Below are 19,098 nucleotides of genomic sequence, written 5' to 3'. Positions count from 1 at the left end.
CCGGCACGCGAGCGGGGAGCGGGGCTTGCCCCGTGCGCCGGGTAGGGGACTTACTTCGTAAAGGGGAGCGTCGGCTCCGGGCGGAGCGAGGTGAGGAGCAGGTCGGCGAAGTGCGCCCCCAGCTCCGCACCCGAGAGCGGGCCCTCCGGGCTGTACCAGGTGCCCAGGTGGTGCACGGAGCCGAAGAAGAAGTCGACGACGATGTCGGCGGGCACGTCCTTCCTGAAGGTGCCCTCCTGCTGTCCCTCGATGACCAGGTCGCGGAAGCGCTCGTGGTAGCGGCGCCGCTCGGCGCGGACGACCTTGCGGATGTCGGGCGCGAGCAGGTGCATCGACCGGAAGAAGATCTTGGAGTCGTCCAGGTTCTCCACGGTGGTCGCCACGACGTCCGCGGCGGCGGTGTGCAGGCGCTCGGCCACCGGCCCCGAGCTCTCGGCGAAGTGGGTCAGCCGCTCCATCTGCATGCGCAGCACCCGGCCGTAGATCTCGCGGAGCAGGTCGTCCTTGGAGTCGAAGTAGTGGTACATGGCGCCCTTGGTGACACCGGCCGCCGAGACGATCCCCTGCACCGACGTGCCCTCGAAGCCCCGCTCGGCGAAGAGGCGGGTGGCCTCGCCGAGCAGGCGCTGCCGTACCGGCTCCTGGTCCTGAGTCATACGTGTCCCCCATGGTGTGGTGAGGGAAAGCGTACCGACTGGTTGGTCAAACAGGCGGCCGATTGTCGGAGACGTGTTACTTGCGTCACCTTCGCGTTTACGCGATAGCTGGAGCCCCCAATTGGGTATTTCATAGTCCAAGGATCTTCAGTGTGGCAGGTCCCCCACACTTCCTTCACGATCGCATCGAGCCATGGGGGTTCGTCATGCCCGGCGGATCTATCTACGTGACGCCAGTCGACCAGGTTCACGGCCTGTCACCCCAGGTCATGTACGAGCAGTTCTGGCTCAAGGAGGTCGTCCACCGCAGGAGGATGCGCGGGGTCAAGGCGGCGGTCGGCCTGGTGGTGGGCGTCGCGCTGGCCTACCGGTTCGACCTGTCCGCGCCGATCCTCGGGCTGCTGTGTGGGCTGCTCGTCGGTGCCGCGGACGCGTTCTGGACCTGGCGCGAGTACGACGCCACCGCCGTCTGGCGCGGCAGGCGCAGGGGCGAGACCATCACCGGCAGGCTGCTCCGCCGCAGGCTGCGCAGGGCCGGCTACCACATCCTCGACGGCCGGGCCATCCCGGGCAAGGCCTCGATCGACCACCTCGTCATCGGTCCCGGCGGCGTCTGGGTGGTCGACAACGAGGCGTGGCACCCGGAGACCGAGATCGCCCGGTACGGTGACCGGCTGTTCCTCGGCGAGAAGTACGGCACGAAAACGGCGAAGGCGCTCGTCGAGGTCTCCGAGTCACTGGCCGAGGTGCTCTCCCGCGAGTCGGGCATCCCCGTCACCATCGAGCCGTTGCTCGCCGTGCACGGCGGGCAGCTCAGGCGGTCGGTCACCGCGGAGGGGCTCACCCTCCTCAAGCCCCGCCTGGTCGCGCGCTGGATCAAGGACGGTCCGCGGGCGGACTTCGACGACGCCCAGGTGGAGGTGCTCGCCAGGACCGCGGCCCGGGTGCTGCGCCGGATGAGCTGATCAGGCGAGTTCCTCGATGAAGGCCGCCAGCTGCGCGACGTTCCGGCACTCGTACATGGGCACGATCCCCCCGTACGCCGTCGCCACCGAGTCGCCGGTGTCCCACTGGGCGGTCGGCTCCGGATTGAGCCAGTAGCTGTGCCGGGCCTCCCCGGTCAGCCGCTTCAGCGTCTCCAGCGCGGGCGGCTGGTAGTTGGACCGGGCGTCGCCCAGGATCAGCAGCGACGTCTTCGGCCCGATGGCGTCGCCGTACCGCTCGGCGAACCTCTCCAGCGCGTGGCCGTAGTTGGTCCGGCCGAACCGCACCATGTCGGCCTCCCGCGCCAGCCGGGTCATCGCCTCCGCCACGTCGGCGCCGGGCACGAAGAACCGGGTGATCTCGTCCACGGTGTCCACGAACCCGAACGCGCGGACCTTGGTGAACTGTTCGCGCAGCGCGTAGGTCAGCAGCAGGGTGAAGTGGGCGAAGGCGGCGACCGAGTCGCTGGTGTCGCAGAGCACGACCAGTTCGGGCTTGTGCGGGCGGCGCGGCCTGTTGAAGGTGGTCAGCGGCACCCCGCCGCTGGACAGCGAGGCCCGTACGGTCCTGCGGAAGTCGAGGCGGCCGCGGTGGCCGAGCCGGTGCTTGACGGTCAGCCTGGCGGCGAGGCGCCGGGCGAGCGGGTGGACCTCCCTGCGGAGCCTGGCCAGGTCGGCCTTGGTGATCCGCAGGAAGTCGAGCTGCTCCAGCGGCGGGCGTACCGAGGATCGGGCGATCCGCTCGATTCCGGAGTCCTCGGCGATCCGGCGGCGCACGTCGCGGGAGACGGCGTCCTCGAAGCGCCTGGTGTTCTCGCCGATCCGCTGCCGGGCGACCTTCTCGGCCAGCCCGCCGCGCTCCTGGCCGGCGAGGACCTCGGCGAGCAGGCGCGCCATGAGCGTCTCGGGGGAGAGCGCCCGCATCACCGAGTAGGAGAACCAGTTCTGCCTGCCGGGACTCGCCGCCTGGCGGCCGAAGCGCTCCACCATGGCCCGTGCGAACTCGTTCATCCCCTCGGCGCCCAGCAACAGCCCGGCCAGCCGGTCGCGCAGCTCGGGGAGCTCGGCGGTCTCCAGGTCGAGTTCGGCCTCGTGCGAGGGCCGCAGGCCGGTCGTGGAGGCGGGGAACCACAGGTCGAACAGCGTGTCGAAGCCCGGCCGGTGCGAGGGCCGCTTGACCAGCGTCGCGGCGTACGCGGCCCGCAGCGACTCCCGCTCGGTCAGGTCGATCACCTCCAGTGCCCTGGCCGCGTCCAGCCCCTCGGCCAGCGACACCGGCAGTCCCGCCTCGCGTAGCGCGTGCACGAACCCCACGTGCCGGTCGAGCAGGCTCACCTTCCGCCTCCCGCCTTGTGGGCCGAGCGCTCCACGCCGGTCACAGCGCGAGCTCCTTGCGTGCCCGGGTCTGGTCGGAGGCGTGCTTGAGCACGACGCCGAGGGTGGCCCCGATCGCCGCCTCGTCCAGCTCGGTCCTGCCCAGCGCGATCAGGGTGTTGGCCCAGTCGATCGTCTCGGCGATCGAGGGTGCCTTCTTCAGTTCCAGGGCGCGCATGGTGGCCACCGTACGGGCGAGTTGCTCGGCCAGGGCGGCCGTGATCGTGGGCACCTGGGCCAGCACGATGTCACGCTCGCGCTCCGGCGTCGGGTACTCCAGGTGCAGGTAGAGGCAGCGCCGCTTCAGCGCCTCGGAGAGCTCGCGGGTCGCGTTGGAGGTCAGTACCACGTACGGCCTGCGCACGGCGGTGATCGTGCCGAGTTCGGGGATGGTGACCTGGTAGTCGGACAGGATCTCCAGCAGCAGCCCCTCCACCTCGACGTCCGCCTTGTCGGTCTCGTCGATCAGCAGGACCGTGGGCGTCCGGGACCGGATCGCCGCGAGCAGCGGCCGCTCCAGCAGGAACTCCTCGGTGAAGATGTCGTCGTGGGTGGCGTCCCAGCTCTCGTCCTGCCCGGCCTGGATGCGCAGCAGCTGCTTCTTGTAGTTCCACTCGTACAGCGCCCTGGCCTCGTCCAGCCCCTCGTAGCACTGCAACCTGACCAGTTCCGCCCCGGTCGCCGCCGCCACGGCCTTGGCGAGCTGGGTCTTGCCCACGCCGGCCGGTCCCTCGGCGAGGAGTGGTTTGCCGAGTGCTCCCGCCAGGAAGACCGAGGTCGCGATGGAGTCGTCGGATAGGTAGTCGACGGCGCTGAGCCGCTCGCTGGCGTCGGCGGGCGAGGCGAACCACATGTGTGCTCCCAGTACAGGACCGAATGTTGTTCTAGCTTAGCCGCTGATCGTCGCGGATTTCGAAGCCCTGCCCGATGTGCGCTATCCTTCAAGGGCTTCAAGCGCCGCTAGCTCAGTTGGTTAGAGCAGCTGACTCTTAATCAGCGGGTCCGGGGTTCGAGTCCCTGGCGGCGCACCTGCGGGAAAGCCCGGATCGGCATCGCCGATCCGGGCTTTTCTCTGTGTGAATCCTCGCTGACCCGGGTCAGCGGACCCGGCGGCCGGGGCTGGGCTCGCTCTGGCGGTTCGCCCGGTCCACGGCCGTCACGTGGTAGTTCGCGCCTCGTGCTCCCTCGGGGTCCACCCAGCGCACGTCGCGGCCCGCGGGGATGACCGCGACCAGGTTGCGGGCGTCGGCGAAGTCGCCGGGACCGGCCTGCCGGTCGAACCGGAAGACCGCGAACTGGAACGGGATGTCCCTGCCGGGGGCGACGATGTGCAACTCGGCGCCCCCGGCCACCTTGTGGGCGGCGGCCAGGACCGGGCGGCGAGGTGGCCGGCCGCCCGCGAGGCGCGGCAGCAGCGGGGCGAGGGCCGGGCGGGTGTAGTGGTCGGTCACGGCGGTGCTGACGCTGCCCAGCCGGTCCTCACGCACATCGCCGGAGTTGTACCAGATATCGCCGCCGACCTGGGGGTTGTCCAGGTTGAGGGTGAGGTGCCGGGAGAGCTCGTCCGGCTGGAACCACTGGGCGGGCTGCCCGGCGGCACCGGCCTTGTAGGCGGCCTGGCCGATCCAGAGCTGGACGTCGGTGCCCGCCGCCACGCCGGACCACCAGGGGATCAACTTGGCGTAGTCGGCGTTCGACTGGCCGATGTACCAGTAGATCTGCGGTGCGATGTAGTCCAGCCAGCCCTTCCTGACCCAGCCCCGCGTGTCGGCGTGCAGGTTGTCGTACGACTGGCTGCCGGCGGTGTCCGAGCCGAGGGGGTCGGTGGAGCTGTTCCGCCAGATGCCCGAGGGGCTGATGCCCCAGGCGACCTCCGGCTTGGCCTGCCGGACCCGCTGCTGCATCTCCCGGACGAGCAGGTCCACGTTGTCGCGCCGCCAGGAGGCGAGATCGGGGAAGCCCGCGCCGTAGCGCGCGTAGGCCGCGGCGTCGTCGAAGGCCGTGGTGTTGACCGGGTAGAAGTAGTCGTCGAAGTGCAGGCCGTCGATCTCGTATCCGGTGACCGCGTCCATCATCGCGTCCTGGACGAACGCCCGCACCGCCGGGATGCCCGGATTGTAGTACAGCTTGCCGCCGTAGGAGACGATCCAGTCCGGGTTTTTGCGGCCCGGGTGCTCGGGGTGCAGTTTGGCCGGGTCCGGCTGCATCGACACGCGGTACGGGTTGAACCAGGCGTGGAAGGCCAGGCCGCGCCGGTGCGTCTCCTCGACCAGGAAGGCCAGCGGGTCGTAGCCCGGGTCCTGCCCCTGAACGCCGGTCAGGTACTCCGACCACGGTTCGTGCGGCGAGGGCCAGAAGGCGTCGGCGGTCGGCCGGATCTGGACGAAGACCGAGTTGAGCCGATGGGCCCGCGCGAGGTCCAGCCAGGCCAGGTACTCGGCCTGCTGCGCCTCGACGGTCAGGCCGGGTTTCGACGGCCAGTTGATGTTGAGCACCGAGGCGATCCACATCCCGCGCATCTGCCGCAGCGGCGGGACACTATCGGTGGTGCTGTCGTCGGGGGTTTCGGCGGCGAAGGCGGGCATCGAGGTGAGGGCCGACAGGGGGAGGATCGTCGCGGCCGAGGCCAGGGCCAGACCGTTCAGGACGGAACGTCGGGTGGGTGCGCTCATGCGGACCTCCGGAGGCTGAAGAAGAAGGCGCCGAGCGTGACATTGGCAGAAACTTACTTTCAAATCAATGACAATGAAAGAAAACATCGTCGAGCCGCTCCACGGCGTTCGGGCGGGTGGCCCGGAGACCGGCACTGGACATAAACCGATATAAACGGTAGGGATAATATGAAAGATTCCATGACATTCAGGGAGCAGCCATGGCAGCCAAAGTGATCGACGTGGCCACGTACGTCCAGGAATGGCAGGACTGGCACCACCGGCACGAGGCGGTGCTGGCCGATCCCCACGGATTCCTCGCCGTCACGAACCTGCACTGGCTGACGTCCGAACCGCAGCGCCTGCCGGACGCCCCGGGGGAGTGGTCGACCGGCGGCGAGGGCGTCGTGGTGACCCTCGGCGACGAGGAGGAACTGGTCGTGGACGGCACGCCGGTGCGTGGCCGGTACGTGTTCGGCCCCATCCCCGAACGCGGCGGGATCAACACCGCCTGGGGTGACGCGGTGATCGAGGTGGCCAGGCGGGGCGGGCATGACATCGTCAGGCCGAGACACCCGGACCACCCGCCGCGGGTCGCGTTCGCCGGCACCCCGGTCTTCCCGCCGGACCCGCGATGGCTGGTCACCGGCCGCTACCTGCCGTTCGACGAGCCCCGGCCGACGGACGTCGGGGCCGCGGTGGAAGGGCTGCGGCACGTCTACGACGCGCCAGGGCGGGTCGAGTTCGAGCTCGACGGGCGGACACTGAGCCTGACGGTGTTCAACGGCCACGCGCCGGGCAGCCTGATCGCCCTGTTCACCGACGCGACCTCCGGCGTGACCACCTACGCCGCGAACCGCGTCCTGCAACTGGGGGTGCCCGACGCCGACAACCAGGTGACCGTGGACTTCAACCGGGCCACGAACCTGCCGTGCGCCTACACCGACTTCGCCACCTGCCCGCTGCCGCCGGCGGAGAACCGGCTGCCGGTCGCGATCGAGGCGGGCGAGAAGATCCCCTACGAGCGCGGCTGACGTCCGGATGGGCGCGCCCGTGCCCCCGTCACGGCCGGAGGTCCGCCGGGTGGCGGGCGCGCCAGGCGGTGTAGTGCGGCTGGCTTTCGAGGGATTCGCGGTGGGCCTCGGTGGCGAGGCGCGTCAGCTCCTCGGCCCGGTGGGCGAGGGCGCCGTCGCGGCGCCAGGCCGCCAGGTGCCTGATCCACAGCGGTGATCCGGCGAGCGGGCGGACCACCAGCCCCTGCCCCGAGGGGAAACTGGCCTGGCAGGGCGAGATCGCGTGCTTCTCGGCGATGAGATTACGGATCATCATCGGCTCGATCATGATGTACGGCATCTTCGGGACGAAGCCCTCGTTCTGGCAGGTGGTCACGAAACACTCCGGCCATCCGGCGCCGTCCGGTGGCGAGAGCACCCAGTCGTCGTCCGCCAGCTCCGCCAGCGGCACCTCCTCCAGCACCGCGAGGGGATGGGCCTCGGCCATCGCCACGAAGACGGGTTCCACGGCGATGGGACGCACGCCCACCGAGGGCGGGATGACCAGCTCGTGGCCGGGATAGTCGATGAGGGTCGCGGCGTCCAGCCGCCGGGAGGCCAGCAGATCCAGCAGCAGGCGGGGCGAGTGCTCGGTGTGCACGGTGATCGAGGCTCCCGGGACCTCGAACAGCCGCCGCAGCAGGCCACTGAACAGGGGGTTGGCGTAGCCGCCGATGCGGGCGACGCTCGTCTGGCCGCTGGGCGGCAGGGCGCCTGTCATCAGCTCGTCCACGGTGTGCAGCGCGGACCTGGCCCGGGTGAGCACGAACTGGCCGAACGGGGTCGGTGTCACGCCCAACCGGCTGCGCCGGAAGACCTGGCCGCCGAGCGTGGACTCGATCCGGTGCAGCTGGGCGGTCAGGGCGGGCTGGGAGACGCCCAGGGAGGCCGCCGCCTTGCTGAGGCTCCCCGCGCCGGCGATGGTGCATAACGCTCGAAGGTGCCGTAGCTCCAGCTGCATGGGCCAAATATAGTGCGGCATAACGCTGGATTTATATGTCTCTGGGATAAGACGAGGCTCCTCGGTTTGGCGCACAGTTAACGGTGATCCCGACTTTCGAAGGAAACCCTATGCCAGTGACCTACCGTCGTTCCGACCTCGTCTTCACCGATCACACGATCACCGTCCCGCTTGACCACTCCAGCCCGGACGGTGCGACGATCGAGGTGTTCGCGCGGGAGGTGGTCGCGGCGGGGCGGCAGGGGGACGGCCTGCCGTGGCTGCTGTACCTGGAGGGCGGCCCCGGCCACAGCGCCCCCCGCTCGCCGGTCGGGTGGCTGCACCGGGCCACCCGGGAGTACCGGGTGCTGCTGCTGGACCAGCGCGGCACCGGGCGCAGCACTCCCGCCAACCGGCAGACCCTGGCCGGCCTCGACGACCCCGCCGCCTACCTGCGCCATTTCCGGGCCGACTCGATCGTCAGGGACGCCGAACTGCTCCGCGCGCACCTTGCGGGGGACCGGCCGTGGAGCCTGCTGGGGCAGAGCTTCGGCGGGTTCTGCGCGCTGACCTACCTGTCGCTGGCACCCGAGGGGCTGCGCGAAGTCATGATCGCGGGTGGGTTGCCGCCGCTGACCGGCCGGCCCGAGGATGTGTACCGGGCGGCCTACCCCCGCGTCCTGGCGCACAACGAGCGGTTCTTCGCCCGCTATCCCGGTGACCTGGCGATCGCCCGTCAGGTGGTCGACCACCTGCACCGGCAGGAGGTGTTCCTGCCCGGCGGGGAGCGGCTGACCCCGCGGCGCTTCCAGACCCTCGGGATCACGTTCGGCACGGAGGGCAGGTTCGACACGCTGCACCATCTGCTGGAGGAGGCGTTCGCCGGTGAGAAGGAGCTGTCCGACGTCTTCCTGCGCCGGGTGGACGCGACGGTCTCCTACGCCGAGCACCCGCTGTACGCGGTGCTGCACGAGGCGTCCTACTGCCAGGGTGAGGCCTCCGGCTGGGCCGCGCACCGGGCGCTGGGCGAGTTCCCCGAGTTCGATGTGGAGCAGGGCGGGCCCGTCCGGTTCTTCGGTGAGATGATCTTCCCGTGGTTCTTCGACGAGGACCCGGCGCTGGTCCCGTTGCGGGCCTGTGCCGAGGTGCTGGCCGCCTGCGAGTCCTGGCCGCGCCTCTACGACCTGGACCGGCTGAGCGGCAACACCGTCCCGGTGGCGGCGGTGATCTACCACGACGACCTGTACGTGGACCGCGACAGCTCCCTCCGCACGGCGGGCGCGGTGCGCGACCTGTCCTCCTGGATCACCAACGAGTACGCCCACGACGGGTTGAGCGCCTCGGGCGGGGCCGTGCTGGACCGGCTCGTCACGATGGTCCGCAGGTGATCCCATCACTCCATCTCAACTGCCCATAACCCGTCGGTTATGGGCGGCCTTGACCTGCGGCTCCCCGGCGGGCGCGAACGGGGCGGCAAGCTCGACACTCTCGCGTGATCACCCCGTTATCCGACACCGGTGACAATCTGCGACATTCCCCAAGCAAGGAGAACCCGTGCGCAGATCGTCCGTGGTGGTCGCCACGCTCATGGTCATGGCGTGTCTGTCGACCGGCCCGGCTCACGCCGAGGATCCAGGTCAGACGCGAAAGGTCGAGGTCTTCGGCGAGAACGCCCCCCAGGGCTACACCGAGGTTCCGGTGGAGAGCGGCAAGGCGAGGGGCCTGGCCGCGCCGTCCGCCACGGTGACGCCGATCGAGGTCAACGGCCCCAGTGACAAACGCATCGACCTGGTCTATCTCGGCGACGGTTTCACCGAGGCCGAGCAGGCCGCCTACGCCGCCCAGGTGGCCAACAGCTGGAACATCCTCATCCAGCGCGAGCCGTTCAAGAGCTACCGAAAGCTGTTCAACGTCTGGCAGGTGAACGTCGTCTCAGGCGAGTCCGGCGTCGACAACGACCCGGTCAGAGGGGTGCAGAAGGACACCGCGCTGGGCGGTGAGTACTGGTGCGAGGACCTGGAGCGCCTGGTCTGCGTGGACGTTCCCACCGCCGAGTCCTACGCCGCGCTGGCCCCCGCCTTCGACCAGATCGCCGTCGTGATCAACAGCCCCACCTACGGCGGTGCCGGCTACATCGAGGAGAACCTGGTCACCTTCTCCGGAAGCCACCGGAGCGGCCCGGAGATCCTGCCGCACGAGTTCGGCCACTCCATCGGAGACCTGGCCGACGAGTACCCCTACTGGGCCTACCCGGACGACGGCAGCACCTACACCGACGACGAGCCGGTCGAGAAGAACGTCTCGATCCACAACGCCGGGCAGCAGACCGCCCAGCGGACCAAGTGGTGGTACTGGCTGGGCGCCCAGACCCCCGACGGCGGCGTGATCGACACCTTCGAGGGCGGTGCCTACTACAACCTCGGCATCTACCGGCCCAGCGACAACTCGCTGATGCGCACCCTGTACCGGGAGTTCAACCTGGTCGGCCGCGAGGAGATGGTCCGCACCTTCGTCGGCACGACCGGCCTGATCGACGACTCCACCCCGAGCGGCAAGGTCAAGCCGGACAGCACCCTGACGGTCACCCCGGTGGGGCTGCCGACCGTGTCCACCCGCTGGTTCATCAACGGCCACGAGATCACCGAGTGGGCGGGCAGGACCTCGGCGGTGGCCCTGACCAAGAAGCCCAAGGGCCACGGGAAGCCCGAGGCGCCGTGGTGCGGGCGCAAGGACCTGAAGGCCAAGAAGGGCGACTGCGCCTACTCGGTGCAGGTCGGTGACTCCACCGACTTCGTGCGGAACCCCGCCTACAAGGCGGAGGTCCTGACCCAGTCGATCACCTGGACGGTCAGCAAGCACTGAACCGGACGGTCCTGCCGCGCCCCGAGCGGGGCGCGGCAGGACCGCGACCGCCGAAAGACGCTCCACGGGAGCGGGCGTCTCTCGGCGATCTCGTGCGTTCAGGGCCGGATCGTCATCCGGTCTTGGCGAGGATCGCCTTGGTCATCGCGTCGAGACCGACGCCCACGAAGACCAGGTCGAAGCGCTGGGCGGGAGGCACCTGCCGCCGCGGGATCTCGACCTGCTGGATCGTGCCGTCGGGGGAGAAGACCTCCACCCGCTCGGTGGATCCCGGCGGGGACGGTTCGGCGGCGGCGGACGTTGGTACGGCGAGGGAGGCGATGACGACGTCAGGCTCCGTCGGGGCAGACTCCGCCGGAACGAATCACTGTCCAGGCCCCAGCCTCGACCCCCTCGCGGAGCGGAAAACAGGCGTAGAGTTGGGGGTACCAAGGACATTTCGTGCGTTGACATTCAGGTCGACGTCGCCCAAGGCGATAGGCAACTTCGGTCCCCGTACGGACCGAGACGGGCCGGGCGATCATGACGCCGGAGCTTCTTTCCCACAGCACACCGCTCACCGACACCACTCCTGAGGCACGCCTCAGCCTGGATCCCACCCTCGGCCGCAGGGGCGCCGTGGACGGGGCCTGGTGGCCTTACTCACAGGACGCGGCGGTGGAACTGCCGGACCTCATCGCCGCCGTCGACCGGCGGCTGGACCGGCCCGTCGGGCGGGTGGGTCTGCCCCTGGGGTCCTGGGACGACATCCCGCACCGTGTCGTGGCCCCCGGCCGCCAGGTCAAGGTGGGCTGGTTCCGCAACATGAACCCGCACGTGGTCACTCTGATCTGCGAGGCCATGGAACCCGTCAACCTGCTGGTCATTCCACCCGGCACCGAGAGCGACACGGCCGCGCACGCGCTCATTCTGGCCACCAGGTGCGCGGGCGCCACCCGCCCGATCGACATCCTCACCGCCGCGGCCTCCTCGGACGTCAGCTCGATCGCCCGGGATGACAGCCAGGCCGTCTGGGAGGACGAGGGGGGACAGATCGCCGGTCACCAGGGCCCGGATGCCCTCCGAGAGGAGACATCATGACCGTCCTGCAAACTCAGACTTCTCACGGAGTGGGTCCCCAGGCCGCCGGCCCCGCCGCCACCGTCATTCATCTGCACGGCGAGATCGACGTCTTCACCAGCGCGGCACTGCGCGAGCGACTGCTCCGCGCGTTGCGGCGCGGAGCGAACCCGCTCATCCTCGACCTGTCCGGGGTGTCGTTCTTCGACACCTCGGGGCTGGCCGTACTGGTCGGCATCCAGCGCCGCGCCAGATCACTCGGAGTCACCTTCGAGCTGTCCGCGCCTCGCCACCAGACGGCGGCCCTGCTCCGGATCACCGGCCTGGACCGCACCTTCACCATTCGCTGAGCGTCGGCGGAGCGGATTCCCCGTCACCAGAGCGCGATGGAGCGGGTCAGGATCTTGGTGAGGTCGTCCTCGGCGACCGGCCGGGGAGCGGTGCCGAGCAGGCGCTGCTGCCTCATCGCGCCTTCGGCGAGCGCGGGGACGTCCGCCTCGGTGTAGCCGACGCCACCGATCCCGTCGGGGAGGCCGATGTCGCGCATCAGCCTGGTCAGCACGCCGGGCAGGTACTCGGAGAGGTCGTCGGGCCTGGCGGCGGACGGGTCGAGCAGCTCGGCCACGCGCAGGTGCCGCTCCGGCAGCGCCTCGAAGGTGAACCTGAACGCCTCGGGAGCGGTCAGCGCGACGGCCATGCCGTGCGGCACCATCGGCTCGCCCGCCGGGTAGCCCTCGGGGTGGAAGCCCCTGACCCGCCCGGCGATCGGGTAGGCGTTGGCGTGCGGGATGTGCACGCCCGCGTTGCCGAACCCCAGCCCGGCGAACGTCGCCGCCAGCGCCATCCGCCCCCTGGCCTCCGCGTCGTCCCCGTCGCGTACGGCGGTGCGGAAGGACCGCGCGAGCAGCGCGATGGCGCGCTCGGACCACATGTCGGCCACCGGGTTCGAGCCGCAGTAGGGCACCCGCTCCTCGGGGCGCCTGCGCTCGTAGGAGGTGTACGGCCGGGCGGTGTAGCTCTCCAGGGCGTGGCAGAGGATGTCCATCCCGGCGGCCGCGGTGACCCCGGCGGGCTGGCTCATCGTCAGGTCGGGGTCGACGACGGCCAGCACCGGGCGGAGCCGGGCATGGCTGATCCCGGTCTTCACCTTCAGGTCGAGCACGTCGAGCACGCAGATCGTGGTGCTCTCCGAACCGGTGCCCGTGGTCGTGGGCACCGCGACCAGCGGCTTGAGCGGCCGGGACGGGGCCAGGCCGCCGCCCACCGGCGCGTTGACGTAGTCCATCAGCTCACCCGGGTTGGTGGTGAGCAGGTTGACCGCCTTGGCGGTGTCGATGCTGGAGCCGCCCCCGACGGCGACGAAGGCGTCCCACGGCCCACCGGCGCGGGCGTGCTCGACCGCCGCCAGCAGGCTCTCGTCCGTCGGCTCGACGCGTACGCCCTCGTACACGCTCGCCTGGATGCCGAACCCGGAGAGCTGCTCGGCGATCCGTCGCGGCGCGCCGGTGGCGGCCACCCCGGGGTCGGTGATGACGAGGACGTGCCGGGCGCCGTACTGCCCGAGATCGAAGCCGATCTCGGCCGAGGCACCGGAGCCGAACTTCAGGGCGGGGGCGCCGTAGGTGAAGACGGACTCGGGGTTGCTCGGAGTGCTGAACACGCCCGGCTCCTCTCTCGATGATCTTACCGGTGGCACGGGAAGCCGTACGCGGTACTCCGTGACACTTGATGCCCGTTTACCCGCCTGCCGACCCCTCAGGGGGAAGGTCAGAAGGGGGTCATGCTGGGCGTCAGCGTGATGTTGACCTGGTAGTCGGAGGTGTCGGTCCGGCCGGCGTTCGGCCTCAGGGTGTAGCGGCTCTCCTGGGTCAGCGGGTTGAGGTGGAAGGACTGGAGGAAGACGTCGTCATCGGCGAATATGACGTCGTTGTCCCGGATGTTGATGGTCGCCAGGCCGCCGTTGGCGAGGAAGACGGGCTTACTCGCGGTGCCGACCGTCCAGGAGCGGCTGTCGTCGCTGCCCGGCGGGCATGGGGCGTTCTCGAAGCTGTAGCAGTAGCCCGAGTTGACCGGCAGGACCGCATTGCTGGGCGGCCAGACCCGGTAGGTCATGGTCGTGAGCGGTATCAGCCCGGGGCCGGAGATCTTGACGAAGATCTCGTCACCGTTGTTCCCCAGCGTCCGCCACGGGATGATCGCGTTCAGGGTGATCCGGACGTACGGGGCCGCGTCCATGGTCGAGGCCGAGGCGGGGGTGACGGGGGCGAGCAGCGGAACCACGAGGGCCGCCCCCGCGACGGCCCTGATCAGGCTTTTCAGGAGGTTCATGCGGCCATCGTGACCCCGGCCACTTGGGTACCTCTTAAAACCGACTTCGGGGATCGCCGGCACGTCCCGGTTCGACATCTCAAGTAGCGATATATGCCCTTTTCGCAAGAGGAATGCATGCAAACGGCAAGCCGTCCTCACTAGCATCGCCGCCATGATGAAAAGAACGATCGCGGTGACCGCTGTCGCCGGAGCCGCCGTGCTGGCGGCCCAGCTTCCCGCGTCCGCGAGCTCCTCCACCGCGCTGCTCCGGCTGCGCGGCGGTCTGACGCTGGAGATCCCGAACTCCTGGCGGGTGTACGGGACCGCGGACCAGGTCCGGGTGGTGACCGGTGCCTGCGCGCGGCCCAACGGCGGCTACTTCCAGCCCAAATGCGACAGCTTCTGGATCATGGGTCCGAAGGCCTTCAAGACCGGTGCCGAGGGCTTCGGTCGCTACAACCCCGACCAGGGGCCGTTCTACCCGGCGTCCGACGTGGTGCCCTGCGCGACCAACCCCAGGTACGGCCAGGTCCTCGGCAAGGCGATCGCGGTCGGCTACCGGAACATCGGGGTGGCGCACAAGGCGCACTACCGGGTCTGGCCCGGCCGGTGCGTGACGTACACCGGCGGCGAGCAGAAGTCGACGTTCAACCAGCGCGAGTGGTACCTGCCCAAGTCGAAGATCCTGATCGTCGACCAGTGGGCCACCCCCGGCCTGGCCACCATCCTGAAGAACGCGGCCTGGGACAACTGACGGCTTGATCGGACCGCTCCCCTCCGGGACCAGAGGGCCGTCCCCTGGAACCGGAGGGCTGTCCGTCCGAGCGCGGGGGGTCATTCCTCCGTGGTCGAGATCACTCGCGTGATCTCATGCTGGGGCTACCTTGGGCCCAGACAGGAGGACACGTGTGAGCGGACAGCAGGTTCAGGAGGCGGAACAACGCTTCAGCGAGGTCGTACAGCGTGTGGTGAACGAGGAGCCTGAGGTGGTCCCCCGGCACGGAGAAGATATGACAGTCGTCATCGACAAAGGCGATGCTCCGGACTTCGGGAAGTCCCTTCTCGCTGATCCTGACTGGGACGACGACGTGGAGTTCTCGCGGAAACAAGACCTTCCCCGGAAAGTCGATCTCGACTGATGGGCATCGGCCGGGGCGCTGATGGCGGCGATGCCCCTGGGATCGGTGGCCGATCCTCCTAAGACCGTCATCGCACAGGGAGTGGAGCACATCCACCGAGTCAAGAATCGCGCTTCCCGAAACGGGCGGTGATTCCCCATCACTCCGCTGACACTGTCAGCGCGCCCCGCCCTAACCCATGACCTGGAACCAGACCGATCTGCCCGCTCCGTCGTGGTGGGAGCCCCACTCGGCGGCGAGCAGGTCCACCAGCCACAGCCCCCGCCCGCCGTCGTCGTCGGCCTCCGGTACGCGTACGGCGGGCGCGCTCGTGACGGAGCCGTCGTCGGTGACCTCCACGTGGACCATCGTGGTGGTACGGGCCAGGTAGACGGTCAGGCGCCCGTCCGTGATACGCCCGGAGTCGGAGTGGGCCACCGCGTTCGTGGCCAGCTCGCTCAGCAGGAGCAGCACGTCGTCAAGGAGTGGGGCCGCGACGCGTCCGGCCAGCAGGTCCCGCGCCCAGGCCCGCACCTCCGGCACGGATGCCACCCGGCCGGGAAAGACCTGCCGCCACGCGCTGTACGGCCCACCCGCCCACGGCATCGCGGCGTGATGTCCGGGGCAGTTGTCCTCTTCCCCCGGCGTTTTCGGAGCTCTGTCACCCCGGCGTCCGGGGCGGTCGGTCTCTTCTCCCGGCGTTTTCGAGGCTCCGTTGCCACGGTGGCCGAGGTGGTCCTCTTCCCCCGATGCCTCCCGTTCGGATCTCAAGCGGTCACCGCCGACACGATCATGTCGGCCGCGTTGTCGGCTTCGGCCCAGACCCATTCGCCGCGCTGCCAGAGTCGCGCCCACCAGGGCCGCCAGACGAACACCCAGCCACAGTGGCGCCGGACGACCGTGATCCTGACCAGCGCCGTGCCCGTCGTCGTCCGAATCTCCAGAATCGGCTGCCCGGCCACCGGAAGGACCAGCGAGGTGCACACCCCGAGACCGTGCAGATCCCAGCCAAGCTGGGTCAAATGCATGAATTGCTCGCGCTGTTCGGCCGCCGGCCCGCCTTTACCCCCGGAATACCGGCGGCGAGCATTGCCGAAGTGTGAAAGGTCGCCGCTCTGATCGTTCATCGGATACCTCCAGCGGGGAGACCCCCGCCTTCAGACGAGGGAGGAGACGCGGCACGGTGCCGCGCTTCCGGATGGGTGGTGTAGCCGTAGCCGTCTGCTCGTTGGAGCAGGCGGACGTGGCGGTGGCCGATGCCCTGCACGGTGCCGTGCCGGGTGGTGATGTTGAAACTGCCGGTGGTGCGGACCGCGACCCGCCCGGTGTGGACTCCGGTGTTCTTGCCGGTCGGGACGGTCGCGCGGACCAGGTCGCCGGTGGCGAACCCCTTGACCTGCTTGATCCGGGGGAGTCGTAGCCGGGGGAAGCCGTAGCGGTCGGTGCGGGTACGGGCGTAGCTGCCGCGCCCGGTCGCCTTGACCACGAGCACGGTGGACGGCCAGGTGGTCACGGCGTCGAGGTGGCCGACGTGCAGCGCGTCCAACGTGTGGGACTTCGGGGCGCCGGTGCGGGAGCGGTTCCATTTGGTGCGCCCGCCGGAGGCGCCTGCCACGGGCAGGCCGGTGGTCTTCAGCGCCTGCCACAGTGCCCAGCGGGTGGCGTTGACGGCGGCGGCGTCGCGCAACGGTGCTTTCGCCTGCTTGAGGATCTTCGCCAGGAGGGCGGGCTTGTCCTTGAGGAACTCCTCCACTGAGATGGCGTTCTTGGCCTGGTTACACCGGATACAGGCCAGGGCGAGGTTGCTGATCCGGTCGGAGCCGCCCCGGCTGCGGGGGTGGATGTGATCGATATTCAACGGCATGTCCTGCTGGCCGCAGTATGCGCACGCCCGCCCCCACTTGGCCAGCAGGTATTCGCGCACCTCGTACCCGGCGAGGGTGCCCCGCTGGTATTCCACGCCTTCCAACGGCCGCCCAGCAGACAGGGCGTGGGTGTCGAAGGAGACCTTCTCCACGTGGACGGCGGCCACGGGCGTCCACCGGGTCAGCCGCGCCACCTGCGACACGGTGGTGTCGACGCGGTGGCGCAGCGACGGCGCGAGCCCTCCTTTCGGTCTGGTGCGGTTGAGAAACCGGGGGGCGCGGTAGCGCAGGTTCCGAGAGCGTCTCCCTCGCCGGTACGCGGCCCGTGAGGCGAGCCTGTCGCGGATCAGCGCGCCTCGGTGGTCGAGCTGGATCGAGTACCTCCCTGTCCGGCTCCCGTCATGGTCGGTGAACATGGCCAGGCCGGTGTGCTTGGAGCCGGGGTCGATACCGACCTGCACGCCTGCCACGGTGGAATCGGCCACCGACCGGTCTTTGAGGCGGATGACGAACGGGGTGTGACGGGCCACCACCGCTCGCCCGGCCGTCAGCAGGCGGCGGGCACGGGCGGGATGGCAGGGGGTAAGCGGGTGGCCGTGCTTGTCCAGGACGAACACGGCCGAGTGAACCTCACGGCTCGCTCCCTCGGACACCGAAGCGCCCTCGGGGTGACGCCGGTCCGGTGGTGCGGCCGAACCGATCTCCCCTCGCCCAGGTTCCATGCCAGCGCCCGGCGTCGCCGGGAGTCCGTGAGCCGTTTCGTGCCCACCCTCGGGCGTGTCTGCTCCCACGGATTCCAGAGCGGCAGGCTGAGGAAGTACCCGCCGGTGGGTCTGCTCACCTACATGAAACGTAGCCATCTGGATCACATCTCCAGTTCGTGACGGCTAGGGCTGGTCAACGCGGGGCTTCAAAGCGCATCGCTGTGCCTCAAGCCCCCTCCTTCGGGAGGGGGTCGTTGACCGCTCGTTCTCGCCTCTGATTTAAAGGTATGAGGATGCTTTCTTTTCCGTCCTGTCGGGCCGAGAAGACGTGTGATTAGATTGCCCGCGTGGCAGGTGGATTCATGGCTGGATTGGCACCCCGGTGGATGCTCTGGAATGTCGGGTGAGGGTTTCCTCATACCAGGGCCTGGAATCGCCGCTATAACTAAAAATCCGTTTTTCTCTATTTCAGGAGGAATGCGATGAGCGACGAGATCCCCCCGGACCCGGGCTCTCCCCGCGCGCGCTTCGGCGCCGAGATGCGCCGCCTGCGCGAGGCCGCCCAGCTCTCCCAGAGCGCCGTGGGCAGACGCCTCGGCTGCACCCAGACCCAGATAAGCCGCCTGGAGAGCGCCACCCGCACCCCGTCCAAGTCCGACGCCGAGCGCCTGGACGCCCTCTTCGGCACCAACGGCAGCACGTACTTCGTGGACCTGCGCGAACACATCGTGGCCCGCTATGGCGGCCCGGTCTGGTTCATGAGCTGGGCACAGGAGGTCGAGCCGTTCGCCCTCGTCATGCGCTCGTGGGATCCGCTGCTCGTCCCCGGCCTCCTGCAGACCGAGGCGTACGCCCGAGCGATCTTCAAGCATGCCCCTCGGATCACCCCGGAGGAGATAGAGGAGCGGGTTAAGGGCCGGATGTTTCGGAAGAAAATCCTTGAAGGGGACAACCCACCGCTTTTTCTGGTCCTCATCGACGAAAGCGTGCTGCGCCGTAATGTCGGCGGCCCAAAGGTAATGCAGGAACAACTCGCCTACCTGCTGGAGATCACCCAGCGCCCCTCCATCTCCATCCAACTCGTCGATCAGCTCTGCCTCTCCGGCGTGCTAGGTCCTTTCATGATCGCGAAACTTCCGGACGGGCAACCGGACGCGATTCAGGCAGGCTCTTCAGCGGAAGGACACGTTTCGGCCGACCCCAGCGTCGTAACCTCAATATGGAATCGCTATGAAGCGATACGTGGATGGGCTTATCCTGAGCATATGTCCCTAAAAATGATCGAGGAAGCGAGGCAGGAATGGACCTGAGTGTCGCGGTATGGCGGAAGTCATCGCTCTCCGGAGACGACGGCGCTCAGTGCGTCGAGGTCGCCGCCAACCTGCCCGGTGCGGTGGCGGTCCGTGACAGTAAGGACCCCGATGGCGCCAAGCTGCTCTTTACCCCCGGCGGATGGCGGTCTTTCGTCGGCGGCATCAAGTCCGGCGAGTTCGATCGTCTGGTCTGACCTCCTTGGAGGCCGTC

The 19,098-nt window shown here is 69.1% G+C and carries 21 protein-coding genes and 1 tRNA gene; 11 read left to right on the top strand and 11 right to left on the bottom strand.

Translation table 11 applies throughout. From position 1 onward, the window contains the following. Positions 1 to 50: 50 nt before the first annotated feature. Positions 51 to 656: a TetR/AcrR family transcriptional regulator gene (locus tag AB0J58_RS18235; RefSeq protein ID WP_364216884.1), complete on the bottom strand. Its 606-nt coding sequence runs from the start codon at positions 654 to 656 to the stop codon at positions 51 to 53. A gap of 206 nt (positions 657 to 862) precedes the next feature. Between AB0J58_RS18235 and AB0J58_RS18230 the strand changes: the two genes are divergently transcribed. Beyond that, positions 863 to 1,621 carry a nuclease-related domain-containing protein gene (locus tag AB0J58_RS18230; RefSeq protein WP_364216881.1) on the top strand — a complete coding sequence of 253 codons (759 nt, stop codon included), beginning with the start codon at positions 863 to 865 and terminating at the stop codon, positions 1,619 to 1,621. Here the strand turns inward: AB0J58_RS18230 and AB0J58_RS18225 are convergent, their stop codons facing one another. Then, positions 1,622 to 2,974, bottom strand: coding sequence for a VWA domain-containing protein (locus tag AB0J58_RS18225; RefSeq protein WP_364216878.1), 1,353 nt, complete (start codon positions 2,972 to 2,974; stop codon positions 1,622 to 1,624). Positions 2,975 to 3,014: 40 nt separating this feature from the next. Continuing rightward, complete coding sequence (locus AB0J58_RS18220) at positions 3,015 to 3,866, bottom strand: MoxR family ATPase (protein WP_364216875.1); 852 nt, start codon at positions 3,864 to 3,866, stop codon at positions 3,015 to 3,017. 101 nt (positions 3,867 to 3,967) lie between these two features. Here AB0J58_RS18220 and AB0J58_RS18215 point away from each other — a divergent pair. After that, a tRNA-Lys gene (locus tag AB0J58_RS18215) sits at positions 3,968 to 4,041 on the top strand. A 69-nt stretch (positions 4,042 to 4,110) separates the two neighbouring features. Here AB0J58_RS18215 and AB0J58_RS18210 read toward each other — a convergent pair. Next, complete coding sequence (locus tag AB0J58_RS18210; RefSeq protein WP_364216872.1) at positions 4,111 to 5,685, bottom strand: family 10 glycosylhydrolase; 1,575 nt, start codon at positions 5,683 to 5,685, stop codon at positions 4,111 to 4,113. A gap of 200 nt (positions 5,686 to 5,885) precedes the next feature. Here AB0J58_RS18210 and AB0J58_RS18205 point away from each other — a divergent pair, with 200 nt between their 5' ends. Continuing rightward, positions 5,886 to 6,698 carry a DUF1684 domain-containing protein gene (locus AB0J58_RS18205; protein ID WP_364216869.1) on the top strand — a complete coding sequence of 271 codons (813 nt, stop codon included), beginning with the start codon at positions 5,886 to 5,888 and terminating at the stop codon, positions 6,696 to 6,698. A 28-nt stretch (positions 6,699 to 6,726) separates the two neighbouring features. On the opposite strand, the gene AB0J58_RS18200 is transcribed toward AB0J58_RS18205, so the two are convergent. Further along, positions 6,727 to 7,677 (bottom strand): LysR family transcriptional regulator, encoded by a 951-nt coding sequence (locus AB0J58_RS18200; protein WP_364216866.1) that lies wholly within the window; start codon positions 7,675 to 7,677, stop codon positions 6,727 to 6,729. 110 nt (positions 7,678 to 7,787) lie between these two features. Here AB0J58_RS18200 and AB0J58_RS18195 point away from each other — a divergent pair, with 110 nt between their 5' ends. Both AB0J58_RS18195 and AB0J58_RS18190 read left to right on the top strand, forming a co-directional pair. Continuing rightward, entirely contained in the window at positions 7,788 to 9,044 is a 1,257-nt protein-coding gene (locus AB0J58_RS18195) for an alpha/beta fold hydrolase (RefSeq protein WP_364216863.1), read from the top strand. A gap of 166 nt (positions 9,045 to 9,210) precedes the next feature. Beyond that, positions 9,211 to 10,518, top strand: a complete 1,308-nt coding sequence (locus tag AB0J58_RS18190; protein ID WP_364216860.1) for a M64 family metallopeptidase — start codon at positions 9,211 to 9,213, stop codon at positions 10,516 to 10,518. 112 nt (positions 10,519 to 10,630) lie between these two features. Here the strand turns inward: AB0J58_RS18190 and AB0J58_RS18185 are convergent, their stop codons facing one another. Beyond that, positions 10,631 to 10,774, bottom strand: coding sequence for a hypothetical protein (locus AB0J58_RS18185; RefSeq protein ID WP_364216857.1), 144 nt, complete (start codon positions 10,772 to 10,774; stop codon positions 10,631 to 10,633). A gap of 266 nt (positions 10,775 to 11,040) precedes the next feature. Between AB0J58_RS18185 and AB0J58_RS18180 the strand changes: the two genes are divergently transcribed. Both AB0J58_RS18180 and AB0J58_RS18175 read left to right on the top strand, forming a co-directional pair. Further along, positions 11,041 to 11,598: a DUF5994 family protein gene (locus tag AB0J58_RS18180; protein ID WP_364216854.1), complete on the top strand. Its 558-nt coding sequence runs from the start codon at positions 11,041 to 11,043 to the stop codon at positions 11,596 to 11,598. Then, positions 11,595 to 11,927, top strand: a complete 333-nt coding sequence (locus tag AB0J58_RS18175; RefSeq protein ID WP_364216851.1) for an STAS domain-containing protein — start codon at positions 11,595 to 11,597, stop codon at positions 11,925 to 11,927. The genes AB0J58_RS18180 and AB0J58_RS18175 overlap by 4 nt, the downstream gene beginning before the upstream one ends. Positions 11,928 to 11,950: 23 nt before the next feature. On the opposite strand, the gene AB0J58_RS18170 is transcribed toward AB0J58_RS18175, so the two are convergent. Continuing rightward, positions 11,951 to 13,237: a hydroxyacid-oxoacid transhydrogenase gene (locus AB0J58_RS18170; protein ID WP_364216848.1), complete on the bottom strand. Its 1,287-nt coding sequence runs from the start codon at positions 13,235 to 13,237 to the stop codon at positions 11,951 to 11,953. A gap of 107 nt (positions 13,238 to 13,344) precedes the next feature. Next, positions 13,345 to 13,905 carry a hypothetical protein gene (locus tag AB0J58_RS18165; RefSeq protein ID WP_364216845.1) on the bottom strand — a complete coding sequence of 187 codons (561 nt, stop codon included), beginning with the start codon at positions 13,903 to 13,905 and terminating at the stop codon, positions 13,345 to 13,347. Between the two features lie 154 nt (positions 13,906 to 14,059). Between AB0J58_RS18165 and AB0J58_RS18160 the strand changes: the two genes are divergently transcribed. Together AB0J58_RS18160 and AB0J58_RS18155 are read left to right on the top strand one after the other, a co-directional pair. Further along, positions 14,060 to 14,641, top strand: a complete 582-nt coding sequence (locus tag AB0J58_RS18160; protein ID WP_364216843.1) for a hypothetical protein — start codon at positions 14,060 to 14,062, stop codon at positions 14,639 to 14,641. 154 nt (positions 14,642 to 14,795) lie between these two features. After that, positions 14,796 to 15,026, top strand: a complete 231-nt coding sequence (locus tag AB0J58_RS18155) for a prevent-host-death protein (RefSeq protein WP_364216840.1) — start codon at positions 14,796 to 14,798, stop codon at positions 15,024 to 15,026. 171 nt (positions 15,027 to 15,197) lie between these two features. Here AB0J58_RS18155 and AB0J58_RS18150 read toward each other — a convergent pair whose 3' ends face one another. The 3 genes from AB0J58_RS18150 to iscB all read right to left on the bottom strand — a co-directional run bounded on the left by AB0J58_RS18150 (position 15,198) and on the right by iscB (position 17,523). Beyond that, the gene (locus AB0J58_RS18150) at positions 15,198 to 15,611 is read right to left on the bottom strand and encodes an ATP-binding protein (RefSeq protein WP_364216837.1); all 414 of its coding nucleotides are present in this window, start codon (positions 15,609 to 15,611) and stop codon (positions 15,198 to 15,200) included. 161 nt (positions 15,612 to 15,772) lie between these two features. Then, on the bottom strand, positions 15,773 to 16,132 hold the full coding sequence (locus tag AB0J58_RS18145) for a hypothetical protein (RefSeq protein ID WP_364216834.1): 360 nt from the start codon (positions 16,130 to 16,132) through the stop codon (positions 15,773 to 15,775). Then, complete coding sequence (gene iscB, locus AB0J58_RS18140) at positions 16,129 to 17,523, bottom strand: RNA-guided endonuclease IscB (RefSeq protein ID WP_364216831.1); 1,395 nt, start codon at positions 17,521 to 17,523, stop codon at positions 16,129 to 16,131. The genes AB0J58_RS18145 and iscB overlap by 4 nt, the downstream gene beginning before the upstream one ends. Positions 17,524 to 18,056: 533 nt before the next feature. Between iscB and AB0J58_RS18135 the strand changes: the two genes are divergently transcribed. After that, a complete protein-coding gene (locus AB0J58_RS18135) occupies positions 18,057 to 18,884 on the top strand; it encodes a helix-turn-helix transcriptional regulator (protein WP_364216828.1) in 828 nt (275 codons plus the stop codon). Then, positions 18,875 to 19,081, top strand: a complete 207-nt coding sequence (locus AB0J58_RS18130; RefSeq protein WP_364216825.1) for a DUF397 domain-containing protein — start codon at positions 18,875 to 18,877, stop codon at positions 19,079 to 19,081. The genes AB0J58_RS18135 and AB0J58_RS18130 overlap by 10 nt, the downstream gene beginning before the upstream one ends. Positions 19,082 to 19,098: the final 17 nt, after the last annotated feature.

This window comes from Streptosporangium sp. NPDC049644, from assembly GCF_040675205.1.
Taxonomy (GTDB): domain Bacteria; phylum Actinomycetota; class Actinomycetes; order Streptosporangiales; family Streptosporangiaceae; genus Streptosporangium; species Streptosporangium fukuiense.
Note: the sequence above shows the minus strand (reverse complement) of the source record. Positions and strands in the feature narration are given on the sequence as shown.